General features: G+C 67.9%; 21 protein-coding genes. 8 read left to right on the top strand and 13 right to left on the bottom strand.

The window, feature by feature from the left end:
* Positions 1-20 precede the first annotated feature (20 nt).
* Positions 21-1,922: a GDSL-type esterase/lipase family protein gene (locus E0W80_RS00170; protein WP_240740420.1), complete on the bottom strand. Its 1,902-nt coding sequence runs from the start codon at positions 1,920-1,922 to the stop codon at positions 21-23.
* Positions 1,923-2,169: 247 nt separating this feature from the next.
* Here E0W80_RS00170 and E0W80_RS19065 point away from each other — a divergent pair, with 247 nt between their 5' ends.
* A complete protein-coding gene (locus E0W80_RS19065) occupies positions 2,170-2,346 on the top strand; it encodes a DUF5302 domain-containing protein (RefSeq protein WP_165875365.1) in 177 nt (58 codons plus the stop codon).
* Between the two features lie 58 nt (positions 2,347-2,404).
* On the opposite strand, the gene E0W80_RS00165 is transcribed toward E0W80_RS19065, so the two are convergent.
* Complete coding sequence (locus E0W80_RS00165; protein WP_131490858.1) at positions 2,405-3,844, bottom strand: cation:dicarboxylase symporter family transporter; 1,440 nt, start codon at positions 3,842-3,844, stop codon at positions 2,405-2,407.
* A gap of 143 nt (positions 3,845-3,987) precedes the next feature.
* Here E0W80_RS00165 and E0W80_RS00160 point away from each other — a divergent pair, with 143 nt between their 5' ends.
* Together E0W80_RS00160 and E0W80_RS00155 are read left to right on the top strand one after the other, a co-directional pair.
* Complete coding sequence (locus E0W80_RS00160) at positions 3,988-5,274, top strand: ATP-binding protein (protein WP_131490857.1); 1,287 nt, start codon at positions 3,988-3,990, stop codon at positions 5,272-5,274.
* Entirely contained in the window at positions 5,271-5,966 is a 696-nt protein-coding gene (locus tag E0W80_RS00155; RefSeq protein WP_131490856.1) for a response regulator, read from the top strand. The genes E0W80_RS00160 and E0W80_RS00155 overlap by 4 nt, the downstream gene beginning before the upstream one ends.
* A gap of 33 nt (positions 5,967-5,999) precedes the next feature.
* Here E0W80_RS00155 and E0W80_RS00150 read toward each other — a convergent pair whose 3' ends face one another.
* Positions 6,000-6,644, bottom strand: a complete 645-nt coding sequence (locus E0W80_RS00150; protein WP_131490855.1) for an FMN reductase — start codon at positions 6,642-6,644, stop codon at positions 6,000-6,002.
* Position 6,645: 1 nt separating this feature from the next.
* Positions 6,646-7,872, bottom strand: coding sequence for an LLM class flavin-dependent oxidoreductase (locus tag E0W80_RS00145; protein WP_131490854.1), 1,227 nt, complete (start codon positions 7,870-7,872; stop codon positions 6,646-6,648).
* Positions 7,873-7,983: 111 nt separating this feature from the next.
* On the opposite strand from E0W80_RS00145, the gene E0W80_RS00140 reads away from it, so the two are divergent.
* Complete coding sequence (locus tag E0W80_RS00140) at positions 7,984-9,123, top strand: acyltransferase family protein (RefSeq protein ID WP_131490853.1); 1,140 nt, start codon at positions 7,984-7,986, stop codon at positions 9,121-9,123.
* A 5-nt stretch (positions 9,124-9,128) separates the two neighbouring features.
* The gene (locus E0W80_RS00135) at positions 9,129-10,007 is read left to right on the top strand and encodes a serine hydrolase (RefSeq protein ID WP_131490852.1); all 879 of its coding nucleotides are present in this window, start codon (positions 9,129-9,131) and stop codon (positions 10,005-10,007) included.
* 2 nt (positions 10,008-10,009) lie between these two features.
* Here E0W80_RS00135 and efeB read toward each other — a convergent pair whose 3' ends face one another.
* From efeB to efeU, 3 genes are read right to left on the bottom strand one after another with little or no spacing between them, the layout of a single operon-like run.
* Entirely contained in the window at positions 10,010-11,314 is a 1,305-nt protein-coding gene (gene efeB / locus E0W80_RS00130; RefSeq protein ID WP_194239214.1) for an iron uptake transporter deferrochelatase/peroxidase subunit, read from the bottom strand.
* A gap of 38 nt (positions 11,315-11,352) precedes the next feature.
* Positions 11,353-12,585, bottom strand: a complete 1,233-nt coding sequence (efeO, locus tag E0W80_RS00125; protein ID WP_131490851.1) for an iron uptake system protein EfeO — start codon at positions 12,583-12,585, stop codon at positions 11,353-11,355.
* Positions 12,582-13,532: an iron uptake transporter permease EfeU gene (efeU, locus tag E0W80_RS00120; RefSeq protein WP_131490850.1), complete on the bottom strand. Its 951-nt coding sequence runs from the start codon at positions 13,530-13,532 to the stop codon at positions 12,582-12,584. The genes efeO and efeU overlap by 4 nt, the downstream gene beginning before the upstream one ends.
* Before the next feature lie 166 nt (positions 13,533-13,698).
* Between efeU and E0W80_RS00115 the strand changes: the two genes are divergently transcribed.
* The gene (locus E0W80_RS00115; RefSeq protein WP_131490849.1) at positions 13,699-14,703 is read left to right on the top strand and encodes a 2-oxoglutarate and iron-dependent oxygenase domain-containing protein; all 1,005 of its coding nucleotides are present in this window, start codon (positions 13,699-13,701) and stop codon (positions 14,701-14,703) included.
* 128 nt (positions 14,704-14,831) lie between these two features.
* Here E0W80_RS00115 and rpsO read toward each other — a convergent pair whose 3' ends face one another.
* Positions 14,832-15,101: a 30S ribosomal protein S15 gene (rpsO, locus tag E0W80_RS00110; protein ID WP_017203073.1), complete on the bottom strand. Its 270-nt coding sequence runs from the start codon at positions 15,099-15,101 to the stop codon at positions 14,832-14,834.
* A 184-nt stretch (positions 15,102-15,285) separates the two neighbouring features.
* Between rpsO and E0W80_RS00105 the strand changes: the two genes are divergently transcribed.
* The gene (locus E0W80_RS00105) at positions 15,286-16,578 is read left to right on the top strand and encodes an MFS transporter (protein ID WP_047519338.1); all 1,293 of its coding nucleotides are present in this window, start codon (positions 15,286-15,288) and stop codon (positions 16,576-16,578) included.
* Positions 16,579-16,612: 34 nt separating this feature from the next.
* On the opposite strand, the gene E0W80_RS00100 is transcribed toward E0W80_RS00105, so the two are convergent.
* The 3 genes from E0W80_RS00100 to E0W80_RS00090 form a co-directional block, all read right to left on the bottom strand.
* Complete coding sequence (locus E0W80_RS00100) at positions 16,613-17,167, bottom strand: YceI family protein (RefSeq protein WP_047519339.1); 555 nt, start codon at positions 17,165-17,167, stop codon at positions 16,613-16,615.
* Positions 17,168-17,348: 181 nt separating this feature from the next.
* The gene (locus E0W80_RS00095; RefSeq protein WP_047519341.1) at positions 17,349-17,714 is read right to left on the bottom strand and encodes an FKBP-type peptidyl-prolyl cis-trans isomerase; all 366 of its coding nucleotides are present in this window, start codon (positions 17,712-17,714) and stop codon (positions 17,349-17,351) included.
* A gap of 211 nt (positions 17,715-17,925) precedes the next feature.
* Positions 17,926-19,167 (bottom strand): PrsW family intramembrane metalloprotease, encoded by a 1,242-nt coding sequence (locus E0W80_RS00090; RefSeq protein WP_131490848.1) that lies wholly within the window; start codon positions 19,165-19,167, stop codon positions 17,926-17,928.
* An 89-nt stretch (positions 19,168-19,256) separates the two neighbouring features.
* Here E0W80_RS00090 and E0W80_RS00085 point away from each other — a divergent pair, with 89 nt between their 5' ends.
* Positions 19,257-20,126, top strand: a complete 870-nt coding sequence (locus tag E0W80_RS00085) for a fumarylacetoacetate hydrolase family protein (RefSeq protein WP_047519345.1) — start codon at positions 19,257-19,259, stop codon at positions 20,124-20,126.
* A gap of 64 nt (positions 20,127-20,190) precedes the next feature.
* Here the strand turns inward: E0W80_RS00085 and E0W80_RS00080 are convergent, their stop codons facing one another.
* Together E0W80_RS00080 and E0W80_RS00075 are read right to left on the bottom strand one after the other, a co-directional pair.
* On the bottom strand, positions 20,191-21,651 hold the full coding sequence (locus E0W80_RS00080) for an aspartate ammonia-lyase (protein WP_131490847.1): 1,461 nt from the start codon (positions 21,649-21,651) through the stop codon (positions 20,191-20,193).
* 61 nt (positions 21,652-21,712) lie between these two features.
* Complete coding sequence (locus tag E0W80_RS00075) at positions 21,713-22,633, bottom strand: phosphodiesterase (protein WP_131490846.1); 921 nt, start codon at positions 22,631-22,633, stop codon at positions 21,713-21,715.
* Positions 22,634-22,646 lie beyond the last annotated feature (13 nt).

The raw sequence follows: 22,646 nt of genomic DNA, 5'->3' as shown, positions 1-22,646 counted from the left end.
CCCCCCCGTCCTGAGGGGACTCAGCCGACGAACGCGGATCGGGGAGCCGACGATCCTCCGAGGCGGACGTAGTCATCGTGCTTCGCCGTCCGCCCGTCGCCCGCAACGCGACCGTGCAGACGACGCCAGACCCAGGGCAGTGCGTGACGCCGCCACCACGCCCCCACGCCGAGGGGCTCGTGCTCGTGCAGTGCGGCATCGAGCGCTCCGAGAGCGTCGGCGTCCGGCACCCCGAGGAGCTCACCCGCCCGATACGCGAGGAAGCGATGCCCCCGGCTGCTCAGATGAACCAGGTCTTCGCCCCAGTTCGGGTGTTCGGCCAGCTGAGGGTGCAGATCCGTGTCGATCAGCATGGCCCCGGTGCGCGCAGCGATCCCGGTCAGAGCCGTCGCGTAGGCGGAGAACCTGCGGGTGTAGATCCACGCCGCACGGCGACCGGGGAGGAACGGCGTCACGAGGAGCACGTCGGCACCGATCGCCCGCAACCGCCGCACCGCGACCTCGAGCTCTGCGGCGAGCGCGGAGACATCGACACGGCGCTTCACGAGGTCGTTGGCTCCGATCAAGATCGACACGAGGTCCGGGCGAAGCTCGAGGGCCCTGGTCAGCTGGACGCCGGCGACGTCGTGCACTCGCTGGGAGCGGACGGCGAGGTTCGCGTAGTGCAGGTCGCCCCGGGCGGCGAGCAGCAGGGCGAGGCGATCGGCCCAGCCACGGAGGGTCCCGTCGGGGGCCGGATCGCACAGTCCCTCCGTGAGTGAGTCGCCGAGCGCGACATAGCGGTGCCACTTCCGATCGGTGACCGGCGCGGGCGGCTCCGGTCGCACGCGCCTGCGCGCGCGGGCGCGGGAATCCGCGTGGTGCAGCGCCTGCGCCTCGTCGAAGTACTCGAGGAGCCGGTCGCACACGCCGGTCCAGCTGCGGCTCTGCACGGCGTCGCGTCCGGCTTCCCCGAAGGCCCGGCGTTTGCGGGTGTCGCCGGCGAGATCGGCCACGCGCGCACGGAGGTCGTCGAGGTCCCCCGGGCGGTACAGCCACCCGTCGATGCCCATGCGCACCAGGTCCAGGGGTCCGCCACGCCCGGTGGCGATGACGGGGACACCGCTGGCATGGGCCTCTTGGAGTGTCTGTCCGAAGGTCTCGCTCTCCCCCGGGTGCACGAACAGGTCGAACGACGCGATCGCTGCGGCGAGCGCGTCACCGTCGAGGTGTCCGAGGAAAAGGGCATCCGGGAGCACGGTCTCGAGCTGCGCTCTGCTGGGCCCGTCCCCGACGATCACGAGCCGGGCGCCCGGGATGTCGCGGAGGACGACGAGGTCCTCGACCTGTTTCTCGGGGGCGAGCCGACCGACGTAGCCGATCACGACGTCGGCGCCCCAAGTCGCACGGAGCGCGGGGTCGCGTCGCGTGGGTTGGAAGCGCTCGGCATCGACCCCTCTCCCCCAGCCGCGGACACGGTCCACACCGAGTGCGGCGAGCTGCTGCGCCGCATCGGCGGAGGGCGCGAGGGTCATCGTCGCCCGCCGGTGCAGTCGTGCGATGTGCGTCTGAGCGATCCCCGTGGTCGCCGCCATCCGGTACCTCTCGGTGTAGGCGGCCACGTCCGTCTGATACGCGGCGACGCTCGCGACGTCGAGCCGCTCGGCGGCGAGCACGCCCCGCCAGCCGAGAGCGAACGGGGAGGCGAGATGGACGACGTCGGGCGCGAAGCGTCGCAAGGAGGAAGCGATGCGTTGCGCACCCGACGTTCCCACCCTGACGTCGGGGTAGCCGGGCAGTCCGAGACTCGGGATCGCCTCGATCGGGGCGCCGTCGACCTGTTCGGGGACGCCGACGGCGGCCGGAGCCACGACATGTGCTTGGTGACCTCTCTGCTCGAGGTGGCGCAGGATCTGGAGGACGGAGCCGGTGACGCCGTTCATGTGCGGAAGGAAGGATTCTGTGACGATCGCTACTCTCACATCCCCAGAATGACGGCACTCGAAGGCCGCATCGTCGGAAGACGGCACTCGGCACCGGATGTTCACCGGATGCTGGTCGACGGGTCACCGGCTATCCGATCTCCGGTTCCCGAGTCGGTCGATCCGGCGACCGACTCGGGCCCGCTGCTCGCCGGGTGCGCGATCGAGAGAGGGTGACCCGTTGCACCGGGTGCTCTAGGCTCAGGTCATGAGCACCGAAGAAGGCGCCTCCTCGTCTGAGGAGATGAAGCGCAAGTTCAAGGAAGCGCTCGAGAAGAAGAACGCGCACCAGCGGCAGGGCGAGGCACACCTCGACGGCGATTCCGCCGTCCACAGCGCGCACGCCCCGCAGACCCGGCGCGAGTTCCGACGCAAGAGCGGTTGACCGCGCGGATGCGGGAGTCCGTTCCTCGGACTCCCGCATCCCTCTCTCTTTCTTTCGGTCAGGCGCTTCCGGCCCGCATCCGAGCCCGCTCCTCCTTCGCCGCCATCTCCGTGAGAGCCGCCTCGCGCAGGTCCTGGACATCGGCCCCTTGCGACCCGCCCGATGTCGCGTGCGCGTCCACCCCATCGAGCAGCGACTCGTCGAACGGCAGCTCGCCGCCGAGGACCCGGCGCACGCGCGCCCGGTCGATCTGCTTCGTCCAGGTGCCGATCAGGAGCGTAGCCACGGCGTTGCCGGTGAAGTTCGTGAGGGCACGGCCCTCGGACATGAACCGGTCGATGCCGACGATCACCCCGACACCGTCGACGAGATCGGGACGATAGGCCTGCAGACCACCGGCGAGCGTCGCGAGCCCCGCGCCGGTGACCCCGGCTGCGCCCTTGCTCGCGATGATCATGAACACCAGCAGTCCGATCTGCTCGCCGATCGACATCGGCTGCCCCATCCCGGTGGCGATGAACAGCGATGCCATGGTCAGGTAGATCGCCGTGCCGTCGAGATTGAACGAGTATCCCGTCGGAACCGTGATGCCGACCACCGGCTTGGAGACGCCGACGAACTCCATCTTCGCGATCAGACGCGGGAGCGCGGACTCCGAGGAAGAGGTACCGACGATCAGGAGGTACTCCCGTCCCAGGTACTTCATGAGCGAGAAGATGTTCACCCGAGCCACCGTCCAGAGCAGCGCTCCCAAGACCACGACGATGAACAGGATGCACGTGATGTAGAACGCACCCATCAGGATGCCCAAGCTCCAGATCGCTGCGATCCCGGTCTTGCCCACCACCGCCGCGATCGCACCGAACGCCCCGATCGGGGCCAGCCACAGGATCATCCCGAGAATGCGGAACACGAGCTTCTGGAGTTGCTTGACCGCCTCCATGATGGGTGCCCCGCGCTCACCGAGCCCCTGCAGCGCGAAGCCGACGAGGAGCGCGATGAACAGCACCTGCAGCACACTCTCACCGGTGAAGGCCGAGAAGAACGTGGTCGGGATGATACCCAGGATGAACTCCTGCGTCGTCTTCGCCTCCGTGTCGGCCGCGTCATAGGTCGCGGAGGCCATGTCCAGTCCGGCGCCGGGGTGGATGATGTTGCCCACGAGCAGTCCGATCGCGAGTGCGAACGTCGACATCACCATGAAGTAGAGCAGTGCCAGCCCGCCGATCTTGCCCACGGTCGCGGCCTTGGCGATGGAGCCGACCCCGACGACGATCGTGCAGAAGATGATCGGCGCGATCATCATCTTGATCAGCGCGACGAAGCCCTTGCCGAGAGCTTCGAACCCCTGGCCGATCTCCGGCCAGACCAGACCCACCACGGCACCGAGCACCACGGCGATCAGGACGGACACGTAGAGCCACGTATGCCTGTCCCACGCGTGCTTCCCCCGTCGCCAGTTGAACTTCGGGAGTGCGAATCCTGTCGTGAGCGCCATGCGTCCTCCTTGATCGTCGACGTCGTCGTCCGGTGGCGGCTGCGGTGCCGCCGATCGGGTCCCAGAGTCGCCGACTTCGCGGCGCAGCACGATTTGTGGTCGTATTGGTCTCGGCACGGACCATCGACGATCGGAGGCACGCGATGACGCGCACCTCCCCCGGGCGCAGCACCGCCTCTCGCGTGTTCTTCGTGCTGCTCGGCGCGACCGTCGTGATCGGCGTGCTGGTGGCCGGTTTCCTCGTCGTGGAGGCCCAACGGGCGCTCCGGACCGAGGCGGAGCGGGTCACGGCTGCCACCGCGGAGGCTCTGGCGGTCTCGCCGGTGGTCGTTGCCGGGCTCGCCGGCACGGACGCCGAGGCAGCCACCGACGTGCTCGAGCCCTACACGCTGGACGTGATCGCGCGCGCGGACCTCGACTTCATCACGATCATGACGCCCGACGGCATCCGGATCACGCACCCCGATCCGGCACAGATCGGCAAACGCTACCTCGGAACGATCCCCACCGCCGCCCGCAGCCTCACAGAGGTCTTCACCGGCACGCTCGGACCGTCCGTGCGGACGATCGTGCCCGTGACCGCCGCAGACGGAGAGGTGATCGGGTGGGTCTCGGCCGGCGTCACGACCGAGACCATCAGCGATACCCTGATCCGCCGGCTGCCCCTCACCCTCGGCATCACCGCCGGGCTGATCGCACTCGGCGCGGCCGGGGCCGTGATCGCGCGGCGGGCGACGCGGCGCATCACGGGAGACCTTCCGCCGGGGCAGTTGCGCGATGCGGTCTCTTCGTACGAGTCGATCCGTACGCTCGGCGATGCCCTCCGCGCCCAGACCCATGAACACGGGAACCGGATGCATGCCGCCGTCGCCTTGCTCGAGCTGGGTCGCAGCGCCGAAGCCATCGAGATCCTGACCGAGACGTCTCGCCAGAGTCAATCTCTCGTCGATCAGGTCACGGCGCGGCGTCACGGTGACCCGGCCGTCGGTGCGCTGCTCCTCGGGAAAGCATCGCAGGCCAAAGAGCGTGGCATCGACTGGCGCGTGCACATCGAGCCGGAGACTCCGCGTACCCCGCTCTCGCCGGTCGACGCCGTCTCCGTGCTCGGCAACCTCGTGGACAACGCGATGGATGCGGCCGCAGAGTCCGAGGATCGCTGGGTGCGGGTGTCCCTGCGCTCCGGGGAGGAAGGTGAGGTGGTGCTCGAGGTCTCCGACAGCGGCCCGGGTATCCCGCGAGCCCAGCAGGACCGGATCTTCGAACAGGGCTACTCGACCAAGCCCGCGGACGCCCAGGGACGCGGCGTCGGCTTGGCACTCGTGCGGTCCGTGGTCACTGGAGCAGGCGGCACGGTCTCGATCAGTGACGGACCGACGACGTTCCGCGTCGTCCTGCCCGCAGCGACCGGGCCGCGGAGGTCACGCCCATGATCCGCACGCTGCTCGTCGACGACGATGCCCTCACGCTCGAACTCCACCGCGACTACCTGGCCCGCCTCGACGGGTTCATCGTCGCCGGAGAGTGCAGCAGCGCCCGCGCAGCCTTGAACGCGGTGCTCGATCGGCCCGGCGCCGCTGCCTTCGACCTCGTCCTGCTCGACATCACCATGCCGGACGGGTCGGGGATCGATGTGCTGCGGACGCTGCGTGCTCGGGCGGAAGCCACCGACGTCATCGCGATCACCGGGGTGCGCGACGCCGAGACCGTCCGTCAGATGGCGGCCCTCGGCGTCTACCACTACCTGATCAAGCCGTTCCCGTTCGCCGTGTTCCAGGAGCGGATGGACGGGTACCGCGCCCATCGGGAGCAGGCCACGACGACCGCAGGCGAAGCGACCCAGGCGGAGATCGACGCCCTCCTCGGCCGTGCCACGGGCGCGGTCGCCGTGCCGAAGGGCCTGTCCGTCGCGTCGCTCGAGAAGATCAGCGCCGTGCTGCGGACCTCCGGCCCGCTGTCGGCACGGGAGGCCGCCGAACGGCTCGGGATGTCCCGGGTCGCCGCGCGTCGGTACCTCGAGCACCTCGTGGCGGAGGGCGTGCTCACGCGGGCGGCGCGCTACGGGACGCGCGGACGCCCGGAGACCGAGTACGACTGGAAGCGGCGGACCGGACCGACCGCCTGACCGTCACCCGTCAGGGGCGAGTCGTGATCCGGCTCACTCGCCGGCCAGCCCGCCCAGCATGTGCCCGAACGAGCGCCCCTCGCCCAGGTACGTGGCGGGGTCGTACGGGTCCTCGACCGTCGTCTCCTCCCGACGGACGATCGCCTCTGCGAGCTCTCTGGCTCCTCGCTCCACACGCTTGCCGAGCGGAGCCACATCGTCGCCGGAACCACCCCAATCGCTCGACGCGGCGAACACCCCGGTCGAGACGGCATCGGCGTGGAGGTAGGCGAACAGCGGCCGGATGGCGTAGTCGATCGCGAGAGAGTGTCGCGCGGTGCCGGCGTTCGCACCGATCAGCACGGGCTTGCCCCGGAGGGAATCCGGGTCGAGCACATCGATGAACGACTTGAAGAGCCCCGAGTAGCTCGTCGAGAAGATCGGCGTCACCGCGATGAGAGCGTCGGCCGAGACCACGGTGTTGATCGCGGTCTCGAGCGCAGGCGGCGCGAAGCCGGTCAGCATGTTGTTGGTGATGTCGTGTGCGTAGTCACGAAGCTCGATGACGTCGACACTCGCCTGGATGTCCTGCTCGGCGAGCGCCTTGACGGTCTCGGTCGCGAGCCGGTCGGCGAGCATCCGCGTGGAGGACGGGTTCGACAGGCCGGCGGAGACGACGGCGATACGACGCGTGGTCATCTCACGCCTCCTTCCGGCCGAGCCCGAATGCCGCGCCGGCGGGGGCAGGAGAGTCCTGATACGGCGAGTCGCCGGTCAGGTTGTCGCCGCGGTTGGCGCCGGGACGGGCCTGACGGGTCGGCCCGTCGCCGAACTCGGCCTTGACGCGTGCCGCGTGGGTCGGCGCGTCGGGTACTGCGGCAGGACGGTCGTTCGCGAGTTCCTTGCGGAGCACGGGCACGACCTCGGAGCCGAGGATGTCAAGCTGCTCCAGCACCGTCTTCAGCGGCAGGCCCGCGTGATCGATCAGGAACAGCTGTCGCTGGTAGTCGCCGTAGTGCTCCCGCATGGCGGCGTAGCGGTCGATGACCTGTTGCGGGGAGCCGACGGTGAGCGGAGTCATCTCGGTGAAGTCCTCCATGCTCGGCCCGTGGCCGTAGACCGGCGCGTTGTCGAAGTATGGACGGAACCGGTTGACCGCGTCCTGCGAGTTCGCAGCCATGAACACCTGTCCGCCCAGACCCACGATGGCCTGCTCCCTGGTCCCGTGGCCGTAGTGCTCAAAGCGCTGCCGGTACAGCTCGATCAGGCGCTGGTAGTGCTCCTTCGGCCAGAAGATGTTGTTCGCGAAGAAGCCGTCACCGTAGTAGGCGGCCTGCTCCGCGATCTCCGGGGTGCGGATGGACCCGTGCCAGACGAACGGCGGGATGCCGTCGAGCGGACGAGGCGTCGAGGTGAAGCCCTGCAACGGAGTGCGGAACTTCCCCTCCCAGTCGACCACGTCCTCACGCCACAGCTTGTGCAGCAGCGCGTAGTTCTCGATCGCGAGCGGGAGTCCCTGACGGATGTCCTGCCCGAACCAGGGATACACCGGTCCGGTGTTGCCGCGGCCGAGCATGAGGTCCATGCGGCCGTCGGACACGTGCTGGAGCATCGCGTACTCCTCGGCGATGCGCACGGGGTCGTTCGTGGTGATGAGCGTCGTCGACGTGGAGACGATGAGGCGCTCGGTCTGCGCGGCCAGTGCCGCCAGGAAGGTCGTGGGGCTGGAGGACCAGAACGGCGGGTTGTGGTGCTCGCCGATGGCGAAGACGTCGAGTCCGACCTCTTCCGCGTGGACGGCGATGGCCGTCGTCGCCTTGATGCGCTCCTGCTCGCTGGGGGTGATGCCGGTGAGGGGGTCGCGGGTGATGTCGCTGACCGACATGATGCCGAACTGCATCGCCTGCGCGCCTGACTGCTCGCTCATGATTGCTCCGTGTTCTCCGAACCGGATGACTCGCATCCGGTTCTATTCACTTGAATGTAACTGTGTCAACGCGCTCACAGCAACTTTATTCCCGGGCTGTAATCTCGGACGATGAGCAGTACCGGCGCCGACCTCACAGGGCCCACCACAGGTTCGATCCCGCGACGAAGACGGCGCGTGCCGTTCTGGGACAACGCACGGTACTTGTGCATCGTGCTCGTCGTCCTCGGACACGCGATACAACGCCTCACCTACGACTCCGACATCGCGTTCGCCCTCTATCTCGCGCTGTACGCGTTCCACATGCCGGCGTTCGCGATCATCTCCGGGTACTTCTCCAAGTCCGGCTCCCCCACCAAGACGCAGATGGCCCGGGTGATCACGGACATCATCCTCCCCTACGTGATCTTCGAGACGCTCTGGACCCTCACCAAGTGGGCCGTGGAAGGCGAGGCATCGCCCAACTTCACGAAGCCGAGCTGGACGCTCTGGTTCCTCCTCGCCCTCGGCATCTTCCGCCTGATCCTCCCCTACCTCGCGCTGCTGCGCTGGCCGTTGCTGTGGACCGTCCTGATCTCGATCGGCTCGGGCTATCTCCCGAACGTCGACAGCACCTTCTCCCTGTCCCGCACGCTCGGACTCCTCCCGTTCTTCGCGCTCGGCTGGTGGCTCCGCGAGCATGACATCGTCGATCGACTGCGGTTGCTCGACTTCCGCCCGTGGTGGATCCGCGCTGCCGCGGTCGCCGTCCTCGCCGCAACGGGCTGGGCGGCCTGGAACTGGCTGCCCCTCTGGCAGGCCATCGACCTTCGACACTGGCTGTTCTACGAGGACGCCTACTCCGATCTGGGCGGCGACCAGTGGTGGGCGGGCGGGATCCGGATCGCCCTGATGCTGCTGGCCGTCGTGCTGTGCGCGGCGTTCTTCCTCCTGATCCCCCGCGGTTCGTATTGGTGGACGTCCTTCGGTCAGTACACGATGTACGTCTACCTGCTGCACTCCTTCGTGCTCTATCCGTTCCGCGAGACAGGCGTCCTCCGAGACCTCGAACCCACCTGGCTCTGGCTGCCTCTGGTCACCGCACTCTCGGTGCTCGTCGCACTTCTGCTCGCGACCCGGCCGGTGCGCTGGGTCTTCCGCCCGCTGATCGAACCGCGTCCGGGGTGGCTCTTCGCCGACCCCGAGCTCACTCGACGGGAAGGGCGTCGCAACGATCCCACCGGCTCGCGGCGTCCGCGTCCGACCTCGTGACGGCCATGAGCGTGGCGCACGCCGTGCGCGACAGCATCGTGGAGGCAGCCACGCTCTCCGGCTTCGGCGCACACGGACTGCACGTGCGCATCGGCGACGCCGAGGCCGAGCACCGGTGGACCGCCGACGTCCGGGAAGACGTGCACTCCGTCGCGAAGGGCGTCTGCGTCCTGGGCACTGCCCTCGCCGCCGACGAGGGGCTGGTCGACGTCGACGAACCGGTGGTCGCCTCTCTTCCCGACTTCGCGCACGGTGACGGGGTCGACGAGGTGACGCTGCGCCATCTCCTGACGATGTCGAGCGGGATCGATCTCCCCTGGTCGGAGACCCTGATGACGGATTGGCCCGACCTGGCGCGCGAGTTCCTCCGACGCCCATCACGCGGGCGCGTCTTCCAGTACTCCAACGCGAGCACCTACACCGCGATGACGGCTCTCGCGGCGCGAGTGGGCGATGTGGGCGAGTATCTGGATGCGCGGCTCTTCGCTCCGCTCGGCATCACCGACGTCGCCTGGGCACGCTGCCCGAACGGACGCATCGAAGCCGGCGGCGGTCTCCCCCTCCGTACGAACGAGATGGCGCGCATCGGGCTGCTGATCCGAGACCGCGGGCAGTGGCGAGGCAGACGGCTGGTGTCGCCGGAGTGGATCGACGCGATGCATGAGGATGCCGTCGTCGCCGGCGAGAACCCCGGATACGACCGCTATGGGCTCGCGGGATGGGGCGGCCCCGGCCCTGCGTGGCGGCTGCACGGAGCGTACGGTCAGCTCCTGATCTTCCTCGACGACGCGGTCGTGACGATCAGCGCGAACGACCATGCCGGTGCCGACGCGATGGCGGCCTCGGTGGTCGCGATCCTCGAGGATGCCCTCCCGATACCCTGAGTTCAGGCGAAGAGGTCGGCTCCGATGTACGACCCCGGCTCCACCCCGGCGGGAACCGCCCAGATCCCTGAACCGACGTGCCGGATGTACTCGTTCATCCGATCGGTCGAGAGTCGCCGCTGCAGGGAAACGAACTGCGCCGGGTCGCGCTGGTAGGAGAGGAAGAACAGCCCGGCGTCGAGTCGTCCGAGATCGTTGTTGCCATCGACGTAGTTGTATCCACGACGAAGGATCCGGACGCCGTCGTTGTGCTCGGGATGCGCGAGGCTCACGTGACTGTTCTCATCGATCGCGGTGCCCTGGAAGTCGGGCGCGGTGAACTCGTCACCCCCGGAGAGAGGAGCCCCCTCCCCCTTGTCCCGCCCGATGATCGCATCCTGCTCGGACAGGCGCACCCGGTCCCAGGTCTCGATCAGCATCGCGATCTTGCGGGCGACGAGGTACGAACCGCCGGCGAGCCACGTGGGCTCATCCTGGGTCGAGACCCAGACATGATCCCTGAGCGCGGCGGCATCATCGGCGAGGATGTTCGCCGTACCGTCTTTGAAACCGAACAGGTTGCGCGGCGTCGCCTGCGTCGTCGTGGTGCGTGACGTCTTGCCGAAGCCCAGCTGCGACCAGCGCAAGCGCGCGCGTCCGAACGCGATGCGGCTGAGGTTGCGGATCGCGTGCACGGCCACCTGCGGATCATCCGCACACGCCTGGATGCACAGGTCTCCGTGGGATGCCTGCGGGTCGAGGTCGTCCCCGAGGAACGCCGGCAAGCGCTCCAGCCCCGACGGCCGCTGCGCAGCTATGCCGTAGCGGTCGCCTTCCTCGTTCTCGAACAGTCCCGGGCCGAAACCGAAGGTGAGGGTGAGTCCCGAGGCAGGAAGGCCCAGGGCCTCACCCGTGTCGTCCGGAGGCGCTTCGGCCGGCCCTCCGACGGCACCCGTCGCGCTGACCTCGAGGCCCTGCGCCATCCGCGAGGCCGCATACGACCAATCCTGCAGCAGCGAGATCAGGTCCTCCCGGTCCGTGCGCGGCATCATGTCGAAGCTCGCGAAGTGGAGGTGATCCTGCACCGGGGTGGTGATGCCGGCCTGGTGCTCGCCGAAGAAGCCGTACGCCGAGTGCGCGTCCTCCGCCGCTCGCGCGCGCCCCAGCGCCACACCTCCGGCGAGCCCGGCGCCCGCTCCGACGGCGAGCCCCGCCACACTTCCGCCGATCGCCAGACCGAGGAGCCCTCGTCGGCTCAATCCACCGGAGGCGGATGCATCGCGCGTCGCCGCCTCGTCGGGTGCGTCGCCCTCTTCAGGTTCGTTCACGTCCGTGATGGTATCCGGTCGGTTCGGCACGCGGCTGATCAGTCGAGAACCGTGCTGGTGAGCTGCGAGAGCGGCTCGGCGAGGGCGTTGATCAGATCGGTGAACTCCCGCTTGTCGGCTTCCGTCAGCTCGGAGTATCCGACGAACCCGTCCATCAGCGAACCGTGTGCGGCGAGCGAATCATCGAGGGACGCGTAACCCGCTTCGATCTCGCCGACGAGCGCCTTCCCGTCTTCGCCCTGCGCGACGGCGAAGTCCTTCACGAGAGAGAAAGCCATCTTGGACCCCTCGACGTTCGCCGCGAAGTCGTAGAGGTCGGTCCCGGACCACCAGTCCTCCTCGCCGGAGATCTTTCCCGTCGCGACCTCGTCGAGCAACGCGATGGCGCCGTTGGAGATCCCGCCGATGCCCTGGTCGTCGAGAGCCGTCGTGAAGTCGTCCGAGTGCACGTACTCGTACAGCTCCTGGACGTCGGCGAGAAGCAGGTCACCGTAGTCGGCGCGCTCCTGGGGCGTCGACGGCGCCCAGTCCTGCCAGGCCGACGTCTCGCCGTCGGCATTCAGGGCGTCCTGCGCCGGCACCCACAAGTCCTTCTCGATGCGGTGGAAGCCTGTCCAGTCCAACCCCTCGGCGACCGCGTCGACCTCACGGTAATCGATGCGCGGGTCGAGGTCGCCCAGTGCCTCGGCGACCGGTTCGATGCGCTCGTAGAACGCACGGGTCTGCGGGAAGAGCTCCCGTGCAGCGGCGTCATCGCCGGATTCGTACGCGGTGACGAAGTCCTCGACGGCCGGGACGAGCTGGCCGACCTGGTCCTTCACGAACGCAGCGTAGAGGTCGACCGCCTGCTGCTTCTGCTCGGCGTCGGGTCCTTCGACGGCCACCCTATCGCCCGTGACGGTGAAGGCCGCCTTGCCGACTCCGTCACCGATCATGCCCGGCTTGCAGAGAGTGAAGTACTCTCCCGGCTGTGCCACGACCGTGAGGGTGCGGGATGCCGCGGGGGCGATGTTCTCGACCTCGCCGACGATGCGGAGACCGTCTTCGGCCAGGAGGTAGAACTCGGAGACCTGATCGGTGTCGTTCTTGACGTCGAAGGTGAGCGTCCCGCTCTTGGCCGTGGCCGCCGACACGGCGCAGTCGGTAGCGGTCGAGGATACGGCGAACGCGGCATCCGCGGCGACGTCGCTCTTCGCGACGCACCCGCTCAGGACGAGCACTGCGGCACCCGCGGCCGCCAGGGTCCACAGGACACGGTGAGAGGTGGTCATGCTGCTCCTTGTTGTGTGAGAGAAGTGGGTGGCGGCCCGGACTCGGGCTGCGGCGCGTCGTGTGACCGCACCGGACGCGGAGACCGCAGGCCCCGCACGTACAGTGATCCGACGACCAGGATGTAGAGGGTCCACGCGATGACCTGGACCCACGTCATCGCGGGCATGAAGCCGACCGTGGCCTGCAGCAACGCGGCCAGCGGACCACTCGGCGCGATGACGGCCGACACGTCGAAGGCCCAGCCGAACGGGAACCCCGCTCCGCCGACGGTGACCGCGCCCGTCACGGGGTCGAGCGGTGCAGCGGCGGTGAACGGCCCGGGGAGGGCACCCGCCTCCTGCAGATCCATCAGCGCGTAAGCGAGCACGCCGGCCGCGACGATGACCAGGAAACCACCGGTCCACGCGAAGAAGCGGCGCAGGTCGAGCTTCACGGCTCCGCGGGAGATGAGCCAGCCGACGATGACGGCGGCGGCGAGGCCGAGCAGCGCACCGAGCAGAGCGGAGGGAGCGTCGCCGAAGGCCTGCACCATCGACCACAGCAGGAGAGTCGTCTCGATACCTTCACGAGCGACGGAGACGAAACCGATCGCGACCAGCGCCCAGAGCCCGCCGGTGGTGAGCGCACGATCGAGACCACCCTCCAGCGTCGCCTTCATCGTGCGTCCGGCGCGCTGCATCCAGAAGATCATCCACGTGACCATGCCCACGGCCAGGAGCGAGAGCCCGCCGCCGATCAGCTCCTGCGCCTCGAACGTGAGCTCGTAGGCACCGAAAGTGAGCACGGCGCCGATGCCGAGGGCGAGGGCGATCGCGAGTCCCACTCCGGCCCACATCTTCGGGAGCGCATCCTGGCGGCCGAGGCGACGGAGATAGGCGACGAGGATGCCGACGACCAGCGCGGCTTCCAGACCTTCACGGAGGCCGATGAGAAATGTGGCGAGCACGGGAGAACTCTCTTGCGATGACTGAGGTAAGGCATCCCTTACCTCCAGGACTCTAGCATCCCCTCGACGCGATATCGGAACAGGATGCGTCGGGCTGGACGAACGTGCGCGGTAACGCGACGCAACAGTCGCCCTCACTCCTGGACGGCCGACGTACCCTCGGTCCATGGCTGAACTCTCGCTCCCGATCCTCGACCTGTCCCAGCTCGATCAAGGCCCCGAGGCCGCGGCACGCTTCTGTGAGAGCCTCCGGACGGCGACGCACGACGTCGGCTTCTTCTATCTCACCGGCACGGGCATCTCCCCGGAGCTGGAATCACGTCTGCACCGCGCTGCGCGCGACTTCTTCGCCCTCCCCGAGGAGGACAAGCTCGCGATCGAGAACGTGAACAGTCCGCACTTCCGTGGCTACACCCGCATCGGCGGCGAGCGCACCCGGGGCGAGGTCGATTGGCGTGAGCAGATCGACATCGGGCCCGAGCGAGAGCCTCTGGACGACGGCCCCGCGTTCAACCGCCTGATCGGGCCGAACCTCTGGCCGGCTGCACAACCGGAGTTGGAGGAGGTCGTGGCTGAGTGGCACGAAGCCCTCTCGGAGGTCTCGCGCACACTGTTGCGCGCCTGGGCGCTGGCGCTCGGTGCCGACGAGACGTACTTCGACGAGCACTTCGGGGAGCCGTCGACCCTCATCAAGATCGTGCGCTACCCGGGCACCCATGAGCCGGAGCCGCAGCAGGGTGTCGGGGCGCACAAGGACTCCGGTGTGCTCACGCTGCTGTGGGTCGAACCCGGCAAGGGGGGACTGCAGGTCGAACGCGACGGCGTCTGGGTGGACGCTCCCCCGGTGTCCGGGGCCTTCGTCGTGAACATCGGGGAGCTGCTCGAGTATGCGACCGGCGGATACCTCAAGGCGACGAACCATCGGGTCGTCTCTCCGCAGGCACCGGATGACCGCATCTCGATCCCGTTCTTCTTCAACCCCGCGCTCGACAAGCGTCTGCCGTTGATCGAGCTCAGTGAGGAACTCGCGGCGGAGGCGAACGGGGTGACGGACGACCCGGACAACCCGATTCACGCGCTCTACGGCGAGAACGCGCTGAAGTCACGCCTGCGCGCCCACCCGGACGTCGCAGCGATCCACCATGCCGACCTCGTCGGCGCGCGAGTCTGAGCGGGAGCGCCCATCTGTCGCCTGCCTCCGCGACTGCGTGACCCACCACACATGACGAAGGCCGCCCCACACCGTGGGGCGGCCTTCTCAAGAATGTTCTGCGCGATTGAACGCTGGCGGAATCTGCCTTATCGGCGAAGACCCAGGCGCGCGATCAGCGAGCGGTAGCGCTCGATGTCGACGCTCTGGAGGTAGCCGAGCAGACGACGGCGCTGACCAACGAGCAGGAAGAGGCCACGACGCGAGTGGTGGTCGTGCTTGTGCTCCTTCAGGTGCTCGGTGAGGTCCTTGATGCGCTGCGTCAGCATCGCCGCCTGCACCTCGGGGGATCCGGTGTCACCGGGGTGCGTCGCGTACTCTTCGATGATCGCCTTCTTGACGTCTGCTTCCAGTGCCATAGATTCGATCCCCTCTCTGCTTGTTGCGCGGCGCCCGACGCCTGATACGTGGGCTCTCTTTATCCGCGGCCGATCGAACGGCAACCTGAAGAGTCTACCAGCCGAGCGCTCCCCCGTGTGACACGGGCGGATACCGCGCACCCCGATGCAACTAGGCTCGAACGGTGCAGAAGAAGATCCACCGGTGAGCGCGCGCCGCGGTCATCTGATCGACCTCACCCCGCTGAAGACCAGTCCCGCCTTCGCGCGGATGTGGATCGGTTCGACCCTGGCCGGTATCGGCGGGCAGCTGACGATCGTCACGGTGATGCTGCACGTGTTCGTACTGACCGGGAGCACCTTCGCGGTGTCGATGATCGCGGTCGCCGGACTCGTGCCGATGATCCTCGCCGGACTGTACGGCGGGATGCTCGCGGACGCATTCGACCGGCGGCGGGTGGCGCTGATCGCGGCCACGATCACGTTCGTCTCGACCGCGCTCCTCGCCGCCCTCACCTGGACGGGCAGTGAGACCATCTGGTGGCTCTATGCGTTGAGCATGATCAACTCAGCGGCGAACTCCGTCGGGATGGCCACCCGCACAGCCATCGTCCCTCGACTCATCCCCCGCACGCAGCTCGCCGCGGCATCCGCATTGAACGGCGTCGCGTTCGGGCTCACCGTGATGGCGGGCCCCGCACTCGCCGGGCTCCTGGTGGCGCTCACCGGCTACGGCTGGACCTACACGATCGACGTCGTGCTCATGCTCTCGATGTTCCTCGGGCTGTGGACCCTCCCGGTGCTGCGCCCAGAAGGGGATGTCGTGCGACCAGGCTTGGCATCCCTCGTCGACGGGTGGCGATTCCTCCGCAGGGCCGGCAACATCCGGATGCAGTACATCATCGACATCATCGCCATGACCTTCGGTCAGCCCCTCGTGCTCTTCCCGGCGCTGGGCACGGTCCTCCTCGGTGGAGGCGCCATCACCACCGGAATCCTGACCGCGGCCGTCGCCGTCGGCACCTTCGCCTCGAGCCTCTTCTCCGGACGCGTCGTCCAATATCGCTGGCACGGCCGCGGGATCGCTCGGGCGGTCGAGGCATACGGGGCATCGATCCTGCTGTTCGGTCTGGTCCTGCTGATCGGAGCCCTCTCGGATTCCGCGTCGGAGGACGCACCGAACGTCGGATTGATCATCGCCGCCTGCGCGGCACTCGCCCTCTCCGGGGCATCAGACAATGTCAGCTCCATCTACCGCAACACGATGATGCAGGCGGCCGTCCCGGACGCCATGCGTGGCCGACTGCAGGGTCTCTTCGTGGTCGTCGTCGCCGGCGGACCACGGGTGGGCGCCCTCTACGCCGGAACCCTCGCGACCCTGACGACGCTCTGGTTCCCTCCCCTGTTGGGCGGCGTCCTGGTGATCGCCCTGGTCGCGATGCTCTCCCGCCGGAATCGGCGTTTCCTCGACTACGACGCAGAAGACCCCGAGCCCTGAGGGCCCGGGGTCCTGGATGCTGCGCGCAGCGCGATCAGTCCTGCTGCAGGGCGCCCTGAAGGTCCAGGTTGATCGTGATGTCCTTGCCCACGAGCACGCCGCCGGTCTCGAGTGCCGCGTTCCAGGTGAGGCCGAAGTCCTCGCGGTTGATCACGGCCTTCGCAGAGGCACCCGCCTTGTAGTTGCCGTACGGGTCGGTGCCGAAGCCACCGAAGTCGAGCTCGAAGCTGACCGGCTTGGTGACGCCGCGGATCGTGAGGTCGCCATCGACGACGAGCTCGTCACCCTTGACGCGGGTCCCCGTGGAGACGAACTCCATGGTCGGGAAGTTCTCGGTGTCGAAGAAGTCTGCCGAACGGAGGTGCGCGTCACGGCCCTCGTCGTTCGTGTCGACGGAGGTCACGTCGACGGTCGCCTCGACCTTGGCCTCGAGCGGGTTCTCGGGAGCGATCAGCGTCGCGTTCTTGACGCCGAACGTGCCCCTCACCTTGGAGATCATCATGTGGCGGACGCTGAACGTCACCTCGCTGTGCGAAGGGTCGAGCACCCAGGTGCCGGGACGGTAGCCGGGAATGTCGATGCTGGTCATGGTTTCTCCTTCGGAGACATCGGCCGCGGTTGCGGCGTCGGACAGGGGCCGCAGTGACGCGACCCTCGTGACAACTTACATTCACTCGAATGTATTCCCACGAATGAAGATCTCGTGCCCGCACAGCACGAGACGCTCCTCTTCAGACGAAGAGGAGCGTCTCGCAGGAACGTCGACGGGGTCAGACCGCGATCAGATCGATGATGAAGATCAACGTCTTCCCCGAGAGGAAGTGTCCGCCACCGGCCGGACCGTAGGCGAGGTGCGGAGGGACGATGAGCTCTCGACGACCGCCGACCTTCATGCCGGGGATTCCTTCCTGCCACCCCTGGACGAGCGCGGCGAGAGGGAACTGGATGGTCTCACCACGACCCCAGGAGGAGTCGAACTCTTCACCGGACTCGTACTCGACACCGGCGTAGTGGACGGTCACGGTGTCGCCGCGCTTGGCCTCCGCGCCGTCTCCTTCGATGATGTCGCGGATGACGAGTTCCGCAGGAGCGGGACCGGTGGGAGCGTCGAACTCTGGCTTTGTGCGATCAGTCATGCTTCCATCAAACCGAGCATCGTGGACGAGGTCAACGCGATCGCACTTGCTCACAGCGAACAGCGAGACCAGGCGTCGACACAAAACCCTCTTGACACTCGGCGAGAGCCGGTGCACCCTGTTTACAGATCAACTCAGCGCCCGGGAGACTCGCAGGCATCGCCGCAGCACCGGGCGCTGAGTCTTGCCACGGGGTCCGTCAGCGTCCGACTCAGTACGCCAGCAACGCCGCCCTGGCTGCGCGCGTACGGATCAGCAACGCGCGCTCGTCATCCACCGCGAGGGGATCGCGCCCGGTGATCGCACGCTGGCGGACAGCGGCCAGTGCCGTCGCGTCCTTGATGAATTCGCGCATGAGTGGCCTCCGGTCGCCTCGGAGTCCGCGTGCCCAGGCGAGGCCAGCCTTGCGACCGCTCGACGTGGCGAGCATCGTGACCTCTTCCGGGGTGAACCACCCCGCGCTCGCATACTCGGCGAGGCGGGCCCGGGTGAGGCGCGCCTCCTCGCGGCGCAGCGCGATGATCCCGAGGATGAAGCCGATGAAGAGCGGCACCTGGAGTGTGAAGTAGAGACCGAAGAAGTCGGCGAACGTCGCTGAGCCGTTCCACAGTCCGTGCAGCAGCACGGCCCCGAGCCCTCCCAGCAGTCCGGCGCCCAGCGCCGAGCCCGCCGAGCCGTGTCGACGCGCCACGAGGCCGATCGCGAAACCCGTGACGGCGGTGAACATCGCGTGCGCGAAGGGCGAGAGGATGGCGCGCACCGCGAACGTCACGGTCAGCTGCTCGCCACCGCCCTCGATCAGGCTGATCGCGAAGTACTGGATGTTCTCGGTGAACGCGAAACCGGCTCCCACGAGCGCCCCGTACACGACGCCGTCGACCGGACCATCGAAGGCCCGGCGGGCCAGAAGGAAGATCAGGAAGACGCCGACTCCCTTCCAGAACTCCTCGACGATCGGGGCCTGCACCACCGCGGTGAAGGCTTCGGAGGTGGGACCGATCAGGATCGTCAGGCCGACGTCGACGAGAAGCGTGAGCCCGACCGCGGCCACGGCTCCCCAGGCGATCGCGAAGAAGATCAGTCGCTTGGGTTCGGGCTCCCAGCGGTCGATCATGCGCACACCGAGGAACACGATGGTCAGAGGGATCAGCGCGAGGACCAGGCCGACCACCGAGGCGAATGCGCCCAGTGCCCAGCCGAAGTAGCCGATCAGAGCCAGGAGCAGGAAGCCCAGGAAGCCGAACAACCACAGCGAGATCGTCCGCCCCTTGCGCGTCGGTACCGGCAGCGCCGGAAGCGACTCCGCGGGCGAGGGTGCGACCGGGGCCGGCGGCGTGTACGGCGTCGGCTGGGCGAGCACCGACGCGTAGCCCGACTGCCGAAACGCTGCCGTGGCCGGCGGAGGCGTGTAGGGCGACGGCTGCTGCGGCGGGGGTGGTCCTCCGAAACTCATAGCCAAAGCCTACGGGGCACAAGAGAGACAGCCTCGGTATGGCTGTGTCCTCCATCCGCGGACCGGCCGCCACCCGGTAGCGTAGGAGCATGCGGTTCGCTCATCTGCGCCGTCCTGACTCCCCTCGCGCGGTTCTCGCCGTGGTCCAGGACTCGGACGCCATCCTCGTCTCTGATCTCCTGACCGACGCCCCTGCCACGCTGCAGCAGCTCATCGAAGGTGGGGATGCTCTTCTCGAGGCTCTGCGCGTGGCGCTGGCCGCAGGCGCCGCCGTCCGTCATCCGCTCGGTGACTGGTCGTTCGATTCCGCGGTGCTCGCACCCCCGGCCGTCCTCGCCGTGGGGCTGAACTATGCCGCCCACTCGAGCGAGCTCGGCCTGAAGACCGACGCCGCGCCCACCGTGTTCACCCTGTGGCCGAACTCGCTCACCGGCCACGATCAGACGACCTCCTGGCCGCGTGACCTCAGTGAGGCCGTGGACTACGAGGCAGAGCTCGGCGTCCTCATCGGCACCCCCGCGAAAGACGTCAGCGAGCAGGACGCCCTCACGCACGTCTGGGGTTACACCGTGGTCAACGACATCACCGCGCGGAACATCCAGTTCTCCGAAGCCCAGTGGTCCCGATGCAAGTCCTTCGACGGGTTCACACCGACCGGGCCCTTCGCGGTGACCGCGGACGAGATCCCCGATCCGCAGGACCTCCACATCTGGACCGTCGTGGACGGGCACACCGTGCAGGACGCGAGCACCGGACAGATGGTGCGCTCCGTCGCGAAGCTGATCGCCCACCTGTCGCAGTCCCTCACGCTGCTGCCCGGAACCCTCATCTCGACGGGCAGCCCCGGAGGCGCCGGGTACTCACGCGACCCGCAGATCTTCCTCCGCGATCACTCGACCGTGACCGTGGGCATCGACGGCATCGGCGAACTCACGACCCACTGCCGCATCACGGACTGAAACGGATCGGACACATGAGGGGACGGACGCCGTGGCGTCCGTCCCCTCGTGCGTTCCCGCCCTCTCAGATCTCGATCAGATCCTCCGGCGCGACGACCGGGATCGCAGCGGTGACCGTCTCCAGTCCCGACAGGCGTGCCGGCGACAGCTGCTTGACGACCTCGTCACGCGACATCAAGCCCGCCTCGACGACGAGATCGGCGACATTCCGATTTGTCAGCAGCGCGGTCTTCGCGAGCGCCGCTGCGGCCGCGTAACCGATGAACGGCGTCAGCGCGGTGATGACGCCGACCGACGCGCCGACCATCGCCCCGAGGCGGTCGCGGTTCGCGGTGATGCCGTCGACGCAGTTGACACGCAGGGTCCACATCGCCTGGCGCATCCAGGTGATGGACTGGAAGATCGAGTGCGCGATCACCGGCTCGAAGGCGTTCAGCTGCAGCTGCCCGGCCTCCGCCGCCATCGTGACCGTCATGTCGGCACCGGCGACGGCGAAGGCCACCTGGTTCACGACCTCCGGGATCACGGGGTTCACCTTGCCCGGCATGATGCTGGACCCCGCCTGCATCGCGGGAAGGTTGATCTCGCCCAGCCCGGCCTGCGGTCCCGACGACAGGAGACGCAGGTCGTTGCAGATCTTCGAGAGCTTCATCGCGTTGCGCTTGAGCGTCGAGGAGAACGACATGAACGAACCGGTGTCACTGGTGGCCTCGACGAGGTCTCCCGCGGTGCGCAGGTCGAGCCCGGTGATCTCCCGCAGGTGCTTCAGCACGGACGGGGCGTAACCCCGATGCGTCGTGATGCCGGTGCCGATCGCGGTCGCCCCCATGTTGATCTCGAACATCAGAGACGCGTTCTCGGTCAGGCGGGTGTGATCGTAACCGAGCGTCGTGGCGAAGCCGTTGAACTCCTGGCCGAGCGTCATCGGCACGGCATCCTGCAGCTGGGTACGACCGACCTTCAGGACGTCGTGGAACTCCCGCGACTTGCCAAGGAAGGACAGTCGGAGCAGATCCAGCTCCTCGAGCAGGGACCGCAACGTCAGCGAAAGACCGATCTTCACGGCCGTCGGGTAGACGTCGTTGGTGGACTGGCTGCGGTTCGTGTGGTCGATCGGTGAGAGGAACGCGTAGTCACCCTTCTCCCGGCCGGCGAGTTCGAGCGCGATGTTGGTGATGACCTCGTTCGCGTTCATGTTGGTCGAGGTGCCGGCACCGCCCTGGATGACGCCCACCGTGAACTGCTCGTGGAACTCGCCGTCGATCACACGCTGCGCAGCACGATCGATCAGGTCGGCACGCTCGGCGTCGAGCACACCGATCTCACGATTCGCGCGGGCGCTCGCCTGCTTGACCATCGCCAGGCCGACCACGAGATCGGGGTACACCGAGATCGGCCGCTTCGTGATCGGGAAGTTCGCGTCGGCGCGGGCGGTGTGGATCCCCCAGTACGCGTCGACGGGAATCTCCATGCTCCCGAGCGAATCGGTCTCGGTGCGGGTCAGGGTAGGCGCGGCAGAAGCCATGTCACATCCTCGTGGGTCGTGGCGGGTGAGAAGAGTGGGGGATGTGCCCAGTCTACGCCGCTCAGCGCCCGGGTTTGCGGGAGAAGGCCTCGAGTCGCCCTTCCGGTGAGAGCTTCGACATCCGCTCCACCCAGGCCTCCGAGAAGTAGTCGCCGGTCACCGCGTCGGTCACCGGGACGACGGTGTGGGTGATCGTGTCGGGATACACGTGGACCATCTGGAATGCCTGCGCGGCGTCCATGCCGTTCACCTCGGCCGCCGGACGTGCCACGTTCATCGTGTAGCAGGTGGCCGACGCGACGCTGACCGGAACCCCGGCGAACATCCCGTGTGACGAATAGTGCAGATGTCCGGCGAGGATGCCACGGACATCGCTGCCGCGGATGACGTCGGCGAGTTCGTCCTGATGGCGCAGTTCAAGGATGTCGAAGAGCGGCAGATGGCTCGGGAGCGGCGGATGATGCATCGCGAGCAACGTGCCGTGCGGCGCAGGCCGGGCGAGCTGATCCGCGAGCCAGGACAGTTGACCGGTATCGAGATCGCCGTGGTGCCAGCCGGGGACGCTGGTGTCGAGGGCGACGAGACGCAGCCCGCCGAGGTCCCAGACCCCGGTGACGGGCTCTTCGGTCGGCTCGAGGTCCAGGAGTCCTGCGCGCAGGGCGGGACGCTCATCATGGTTTCCCGCCACCCAGACGATCGGCGCGCCGAGCTCCTCGGCAACCGGTTCGACGGACGCGCGCAGACGACGATAGGCGTCCGGCTCCCCCAGATCGGCGAGGTCCCCGGTCACGACGATCGCCGTCGGGTGCGGGTGCACCGCACGGATCGCCTCCAGCGTGCGCGCGAAGTTCGCCTCGACGTCATACCGCCCGCCCAGCGATGCTCCCCCGGCGAGGAAGTGCGGATCGCTGACGTGGATCAGGACATGCGACGCCGGAGCGTGCCGGCCGAAGGTGTACGCGTCACCGATTGCTGCGGACATGCCCTCAGCCTAG

It is taken from the genome of Microbacterium sp. PI-1 (genome assembly GCF_004337555.1).
Lineage (GTDB): Bacteria > Actinomycetota > Actinomycetes > Actinomycetales > Microbacteriaceae > Microbacterium > Microbacterium aurugineum.
The sequence above is the reverse complement of the archived record's forward strand: the minus strand, read 5'-3'. Positions and strand labels throughout refer to the sequence as shown.

Bases quoted from the DNA above. Each gene is read 5' to 3' on its own strand.
- E0W80_RS00165 (WP_131490858.1), bottom strand. From the start codon at position 3,844: ATGGCGCTCACGACAGGATTCGCACTCCCGAAGTTCAACTGGCGACGG.
- E0W80_RS00090 (WP_131490848.1), bottom strand. From the start codon at position 19,167: ATGAGTTTCGGAGGACCACCCCCGCCGCAGCAGCCGTCGCCCTACACG.
- E0W80_RS00080 (WP_131490847.1), bottom strand. From the start codon at position 21,651: ATGGCTTCTGCCGCGCCTACCCTGACCCGCACCGAGACCGATTCGCTC.
- E0W80_RS00075 (WP_131490846.1), bottom strand. From the start codon at position 22,633: ATGTCCGCAGCAATCGGTGACGCGTACACCTTCGGCCGGCACGCTCCG.
- E0W80_RS00170 (WP_240740420.1), bottom strand. From the start codon at position 1,922: ATGAACGGCGTCACCGGCTCCGTCCTCCAGATCCTGCGCCACCTCGAG.
- E0W80_RS00140 (WP_131490853.1), top strand. From the start codon at position 7,984: ATGAGCAGTACCGGCGCCGACCTCACAGGGCCCACCACAGGTTCGATC.
- rpsO (WP_017203073.1), bottom strand. From the start codon at position 15,101: ATGGCACTGGAAGCAGACGTCAAGAAGGCGATCATCGAAGAGTACGCG.
- E0W80_RS00115 (WP_131490849.1), top strand. From the start codon at position 13,699: ATGGCTGAACTCTCGCTCCCGATCCTCGACCTGTCCCAGCTCGATCAA.
- E0W80_RS00095 (WP_047519341.1), bottom strand. From the start codon at position 17,714: ATGACTGATCGCACAAAGCCAGAGTTCGACGCTCCCACCGGTCCCGCT.
- E0W80_RS00135 (WP_131490852.1), top strand. From the start codon at position 9,129: ATGAGCGTGGCGCACGCCGTGCGCGACAGCATCGTGGAGGCAGCCACG.
- E0W80_RS00100 (WP_047519339.1), bottom strand. From the start codon at position 17,167: ATGACCAGCATCGACATTCCCGGCTACCGTCCCGGCACCTGGGTGCTC.
- E0W80_RS19065 (WP_165875365.1), top strand. From the start codon at position 2,170: ATGAGCACCGAAGAAGGCGCCTCCTCGTCTGAGGAGATGAAGCGCAAG.
- E0W80_RS00150 (WP_131490855.1), bottom strand. From the start codon at position 6,644: ATGACCACGCGTCGTATCGCCGTCGTCTCCGCCGGCCTGTCGAACCCG.
- E0W80_RS00145 (WP_131490854.1), bottom strand. From the start codon at position 7,872: ATGAGCGAGCAGTCAGGCGCGCAGGCGATGCAGTTCGGCATCATGTCG.
- E0W80_RS00160 (WP_131490857.1), top strand. From the start codon at position 3,988: ATGACGCGCACCTCCCCCGGGCGCAGCACCGCCTCTCGCGTGTTCTTC.
- E0W80_RS00085 (WP_047519345.1), top strand. From the start codon at position 19,257: ATGCGGTTCGCTCATCTGCGCCGTCCTGACTCCCCTCGCGCGGTTCTC.
- efeO (WP_131490851.1), bottom strand. From the start codon at position 12,585: ATGACCACCTCTCACCGTGTCCTGTGGACCCTGGCGGCCGCGGGTGCC.
- E0W80_RS00155 (WP_131490856.1), top strand. From the start codon at position 5,271: ATGATCCGCACGCTGCTCGTCGACGACGATGCCCTCACGCTCGAACTC.